This window comes from Negativicutes bacterium (assembly GCA_018052945.1).
Lineage (GTDB): Bacteria > Bacillota > Negativicutes > JAGPMH01 > JAGPMH01 > JAGPMH01.
On the sequence record JAGPMH010000065.1, the window covers coordinates 1 to 6,102 of the forward strand.

Annotated in this window: 7 protein-coding genes, 1 tRNA gene and 1 other RNA gene; all 9 read right to left on the reverse strand. The window is 34.0% G+C overall.

Annotation, left to right across the window (positions count from 1 at the left end):
• Positions 1-238 precede the first annotated feature (238 nt).
• The gene (locus KBI38_07810; GenBank protein MBP8629956.1) at positions 239-520 is read right to left on the reverse strand and encodes a pro-sigmaK processing inhibitor BofA family protein; all 282 of its coding nucleotides are present in this window, start codon (positions 518-520) and stop codon (positions 239-241) included.
• Between the two features lie 62 nt (positions 521-582).
• The gene (gene recR / locus KBI38_07815; GenBank protein MBP8629957.1) at positions 583-1,179 is read right to left on the reverse strand and encodes a recombination protein RecR; all 597 of its coding nucleotides are present in this window, start codon (positions 1,177-1,179) and stop codon (positions 583-585) included.
• A 3-nt stretch (positions 1,180-1,182) separates the two neighbouring features.
• Positions 1,183-1,509 (reverse strand): YbaB/EbfC family nucleoid-associated protein, encoded by a 327-nt coding sequence (locus KBI38_07820; protein ID MBP8629958.1) that lies wholly within the window; start codon positions 1,507-1,509, stop codon positions 1,183-1,185.
• 80 nt (positions 1,510-1,589) lie between these two features.
• Positions 1,590-3,272 carry a DNA polymerase III subunit gamma/tau gene (dnaX, locus tag KBI38_07825; GenBank protein ID MBP8629959.1) on the reverse strand — a complete coding sequence of 561 codons (1,683 nt, stop codon included), beginning with the start codon at positions 3,270-3,272 and terminating at the stop codon, positions 1,590-1,592.
• Between the two features lie 90 nt (positions 3,273-3,362).
• An RNA gene (ffs, locus tag KBI38_07830) (signal recognition particle sRNA small type) lies at positions 3,363-3,462 on the reverse strand.
• Positions 3,463-3,501: 39 nt separating this feature from the next.
• Positions 3,502-3,591 (reverse strand) — tRNA-Ser (locus KBI38_07835).
• 91 nt (positions 3,592-3,682) lie between these two features.
• Complete coding sequence (locus tag KBI38_07840) at positions 3,683-4,543, reverse strand: chemotaxis protein CheX (GenBank protein ID MBP8629960.1); 861 nt, start codon at positions 4,541-4,543, stop codon at positions 3,683-3,685.
• Positions 4,543-4,917: a response regulator gene (locus KBI38_07845; protein ID MBP8629961.1), complete on the reverse strand. Its 375-nt coding sequence runs from the start codon at positions 4,915-4,917 to the stop codon at positions 4,543-4,545. The genes KBI38_07840 and KBI38_07845 overlap by 1 nt, the downstream gene beginning before the upstream one ends.
• Positions 4,918-5,010: 93 nt before the next feature.
• The coding region (locus KBI38_07850; protein ID MBP8629962.1) for an EAL domain-containing protein at positions 5,011-6,102 on the reverse strand (1,092 nt) is incomplete at its 5' end.

The following is a 6,102-nucleotide window of genomic DNA, read 5'->3' on the forward strand; positions in this document are numbered from 1 at the left end:
GTTGGTTCATCTATCGATGAACCCGCACATCTGGCATTAATTTCTCTACATTGTTTAGTTTTCAAAGAACACCCGCTGTTTGTGACAGCTCATTTATATTAACACAACCATCAGGTCGTTGTCAATAACTTTTTTATTTTGTTTGGTCGTTTTTAGTAAAACTATCGACGACTTATTTATTTTACCATCATTAAAGAATAGTTGTCAACGCTTTATCACTAATTATTTTTAATTATTTTTATAGCAAATTATATAAAAACATAATAACTACCCCAGGAATACCTAAAACTGCTGTAATAATAGCCACCAATGGCGTTATTTCAATATTAAAGTTCCAATTAGCTCCAATATAATTAATAAACAACAGCAATGCACCACCAAATAATGAGTTGGTAATAAATTTATAGAAAAACTTAACCGGCATAACTAATAACTTGGCAATTAACAACACCGCTACTACTCCAACAATATAAGAAGCACTGGCACCAAAGCTTGGTAACAATGAATTAACAAATGACATCTTTATTATACACCTCTTCCAAATAATGGTGCAATATTTTTTTATATTGCACCATTAAAAACTTATATTTCTCTTCTATTTTCTAACGCTTTTGACAATGTAACCTCGTCGGCATACTCCAAATCTCCACCAATCGGCAATCCATGGGCAATGCGAGTTACCTTGACACCAATCGGCTTTAATAGTTTTGCAATATACATTGCGGTAGCTTCACCTTCAACATTAGGATTAGTTGCCATGATAATCTCATTAACCTTACCTGAGTATAATCTAGTTAACAATTCTTTTATCTTGATATCATCAGGACCTCTACCATCTAATGGTGATAAATAACCATGTAAAACATGATATAACCCTTTAAATTCCCTCATTCGTTCCATTGCCGCAACATCACGAGGCTCTTCAACCACACAAATAACACTATCGTCACGCAACTCTGATGAACAAATTTTGCAAGGATTAGTATCAGTTAAATTAAAACAGATATTACAGTACGTAATTTTGTTTTTCGCTTCCACTATTGCTTCGGCTAATGCCACTGCTTTTTGTTTGTCCATCTCTAAAATATGATAAGCCAATCTGCTTGCAGTTTTACCACCGATCCCAGGCAACGAACGCAAATTTTCAACTAGCTTTGCTAAGGGTGCTATATGTTTCATTCACTAAAACATTCCCGGTGGCAAATTTAACCCACCCGTTAGTTTGCCCATTTCTTGACTCATCATTGCATCAACTTTTTTAATCGCTTCATTAACAGCCGAAGTAATTAAGTCTTCTAACATTTCTACATCTTCCGGATCAACTGCACTCGGTTCTATTTTCAATGAAACTATTTGCTTTTCACCATTTATTACAACTTTAACTGCGCCACCACCGGTCGAAGCTTCGATAGTACGTTTTTTTAATTCTTCTTGCATTTTAGCCATATCTGCCTGCAATTTTTGAACTTTCTTCATCATTCCAGCCATATTTCCCATATTTCCTAACATTAATTATTCCTCCTCAACCTAAAATACTATAAATTACTATATATCAATCCATCTAATTTTTCAAACTCTTTTTCCTCTTATCACTGCTTTATAATATTGTCACCAAACATTTTTATTGCAGCTTTAAGGGTAGGATGATCTTCGTTGATTGTTTCAGGTTTAGCCACATTAATAACTTCTTCCTTTTTTAAAGCCATCTCACCAACTAATACGCATTTAATTCTAATATTTTTACCACATTTTTTTTGTATAATTCCTTCAATAATATCTCGATAATCGTCTTTTTCTGTTCGTTCTTTTAAAAAAGGTGTTGAAAATTCAATTACTGCTAAATCATTTTCCAGGGCAATTAAATTCCCTTGTTTCACACAAGCCATAATAGACATCTTGCCTTCTTTAGCCAAATCTCTCAACAACTCTTCCCAAAGATCTGTTGCCGCTAAATTGTTTACGCTTAAATTTACCGGTGGCATTGGTTTAATCGTTACAGCTTCCAAAACAACTTCACTATTATCAACTTTATGGTCATTCGCACTAACTACTGCCGAAGTTTCAACTACCACTGGTTCAACCCTTGGCACTACCACCTTAACTGCGACACTTTCAGCACTTTTAATATTGCCGTTCTTTAAATTTTCCTCTAGCATTTCTATTCTCTGCAATAGTGCGGTTTGATTTTGTTGCAGATTAACATTACATAAAGTTACCAACAAAACCTCTAATGTGATCCGTGGTTGTGGTGAAAATCTCAGCTCATTGATAACGCTATGAATGCTTTTGATATACTCAACCAGCTCATCATAAGAAAAACATCGACTATGTTTCTTTAAAACCTCATTACTCTCACTACTACTAAAATTTTGCGCCGAACCTTCAACTTGATATAGCATTATCTCTCTGAAATATTGCGCTAATTCAATCAGGATTTGTTTAATATCCTTACCTTTACTTAGAATATCATTTAGCAACACTAAACTTTCTTTAGTATTTTTTTGTGCCAAAGCTTCTACTAGCGCCCAAATCCATTCTCTACCGATTAAACCTAATATTTCTCGCACCGCATCAACTGTTATTACTTCGGCAAAGGTGCTACACTGATCTAAAATACTTAAAGCATCTCTCATTCCACCATCAGCATGAGTTGCAATTATTCTTAAGACCTCTGGTTCAACCTGAATCTTCATATTTTCTGCAACATATTGTAATCTAGCAAAAATCTCAGCATCAGTAATTTTACGAAAATCATATCTTTGACACCGCGAATGGATTGTTGCCGGAATCTTATGAGCCTCGGTGGTCGCTAAAATAAAAACGACATGACTAGGAGGTTCTTCTAGGGTTTTTAATAAAGCATTAAAAGCCTCAGTGGTCAGCATATGTACTTCATCAATAATGTAAATTTTAAACTTACCATCTACCGGCGAAAATTTCACACTCTCACGCAAATCTCGAATTTCATCAATGCCCCGATTAGAAGCAGCATCTATTTCAAAAACATCCATTGAAGTTCCATCATTTATTTTTAAGCAATTTTCACAATGATTGCATGGTACCGGGCTAGGACCTTCAACACAATTTAACGCTTTTGCCAAGATTTTAGCAGTACTTGTTTTGCCAGTCCCCCGAGGACCCGAGAACAAATAAGCATGTGCAATTTTACCGCTTTTAATAGCATTAGCCAAGGTCTTACTAATATGATCTTGTCCGATCAAGCTATCAAACTCTTGCGGTCGCCACTGGCGATATAATGCAATATAGCTCATCATCATCACCTCTTCTAAGTTAAATCTATGCAAAAAAAGCAACCTCATCAGGTTGCTATATCTTAATCTATAACTTTAAAGCCCGACCACGGCCTCCAAGCACCCTTGCGGCACATAGAGGTTATCACTTACCGTTGCTTCCTTCCGGACCTGGCGGGGTTCATGAGCCTCCATTGCGCAAGACTCAAAGACCGTGGTACGACTTTAAAATCAATTTATAAATTTATTATGGCGGAGAGAGAGGGATTCGAACCCTCGGTACCGTTTCCAATACACACGCTTTCCAGGCGTGCTCCTTCAACCGCTCGGACATCTCTCCAATGTCAACTGTGACCTTAAGTATATTATCATTTAAATATCATTATGTCAATGTAAAAAAAAGTAAAGAGCGTGATAATTCACGCTCTTTTTCAACTTATTTCTTCTGCGCCAACCGCTACTTGAATCACTCCGAAAGTAGTATCAATATTAATCAACCAATGCTTCTCGCTTTTAACATCAATCGCCGTATAAGTCTCTTGTGGTTGTAAATCTATTTCAATCCCACGATCTGATAAATTAACAGCAAACAAGCCATTAGCAACATTTAAAAATTCAGCCACACTATCTAACGCCAGCTCATCGACAGTGGTAATATCCTCACCACTATAACGTCTTGCCATTTCAATTAACACTTCATCACTCAAAAACATAGCAGTATATAGGGACACATCACCAACTAAAGTCTGCTTTACCATCCAAGTGTTCTTGCTGCCATCTTGTTTTTGCGGTGTTATTAAATGATTTGTATCTAAAAATCTCACTACAGCTCTTAAAAATAATTCCACATATTCAAAATATACTTCTTTTGCTTCACCAATTTGTGCAAAGTTTATATCAGCATAGCTACCAATAGTCTCTTTAATCGCTAAGTGGTTATCATCTTTATAATTATTTAAAGCTTCTTCCAGTTGTTCTAAGGTAATATAATCTTTATCAATCGCCGCTTGACCAAAATTAAGATTTTCGCTATCTTGTGTATTTAACAAGTCTGTTAATTGCTCCACCGTTAAGTAGCCGGCATCAATCGCAACTTCACCAAACTTTTTATCAACCGAACATTGTAATTGATGCACACGCTTAACTTCTTCCGCTGTCATCAATCCTTTGTTTATTGCTAAAATACCAACTTTTACTCTGGATTTTTTTTCATCCTCTAGTAAATCTTTTACTTGTTCCACTGTTAAGTAATTATTATTTAATAGGTATTGTGCAAAATATTGACTAAGCATTACATTACCTCTTTTCTGATAGTATCAAGTGCCTTCGCAATTTGTTCGCCGGTATAAGGCTTTTGGATAAAATCCATCGCCCCCAACTTTAAGGCTTCCATTAATTTATTAGAGGTCCCTGCCGACGATAGCATAATAATCTTCGCAGTTTTATCAATTTCTTTAATACACTTAACAGCATCAATACCATTTTTATTTGGCATTACAATATCCATAAAAATCCCATCAGGTTTTTCATTTTTAAAAACTTCTACCGCTTCATCACCATCTTTTGCTTCATGTACTTGGCAGCCTAATTTTTCCAATTCTTCTCTTAGTTTCTTTCTTAATAATAGAGAATCATCACTAATTAAAATCTTCATTGCGTCTTTCAAAAGTTTCTCCTCCTCATGGAACATTAATAAAATTATTGCTCGTATTTTAACATAGGTTAATTATACCATATTTACTTAGAAATAATAACTATATTAACCAATTAAAAACATATTTTTGTAGGTTTCTTCCGATAAGGCTTTCGAGTAAAAAAAGCCTTGACCATAGTCACATTTTAATCCTTGTAATATTTCTATTTGCTCAGCTGTTTCAATACCTTCACAGACAATCTTTATTCCTAAATTTTTAGCAATATTTATAATTGTTTCTAGCAAAAATACACCATTTTTCTCTTTAATATTATTTAAAAAAGTCTTATCAATTTTCATAATATCAATTGGAATCTTTTGAATAATACTTAGCGATGAATAGCCTATGCCAAAATCGTCCAGAATGATTTTTATTCCCAAATTTCTTAAATCATTCAAAATACCTTGTGCACTTTCAACATCATATCCAACAATATCTTCTCTGATTTCAATCCCAATCATTTCAGGCCTAATACTATATTGTTTTAATTTTTCTTTTAAAAATAAAATAAATTCTTTATTATATAGTGACCTTCGACCAAATTTAATCGAAACCCTTTTTTGCAAACAACCTTCTTCCCGCCATTTAGCAAGATCACTACAAACTTTTGCTAAAATCCACTTATCAAGTTCGATATTCATTTTTAATTTTTCAGCTAAATTAACAAAGACCTTAGTTTCAATCCGCCCTTTTAGCGGATGATACCATCTGACAAAACTTTCTGCACTAATAATTTTCTCAGTATATAAATCAAATTCCGGCTGATAATATAGCTCCAATTCATCATTAGCAATTGCTTTTTGCAGTTCTTTCGCCAGCCATACTTCATTTTTTATACTTTCCGCTAAGCTTTCATCATAAACAGCATACAGCGATCTTTTCGAATATTTAATACTCTTTCTGGCAATATTTGCTTTTGTAATAATATTTTCTATTTTTTCTTTATTATCTTCTAAAAAGTAAAGACCAACCGCTAAATTTAAATCAAATTTGCTTTTATATTTTTCTTCCATATTATTCATAAACAACTTAACTTTCGCAACTACCGCTACCACATCTTCATAAAAAATAAGCAAAGTAAATTCATCCACTGAACTCTTACTAATAATCGCATTTGTTTTAAAAACATTTTTTAATTCTTGCGCCAAGTCATTTAA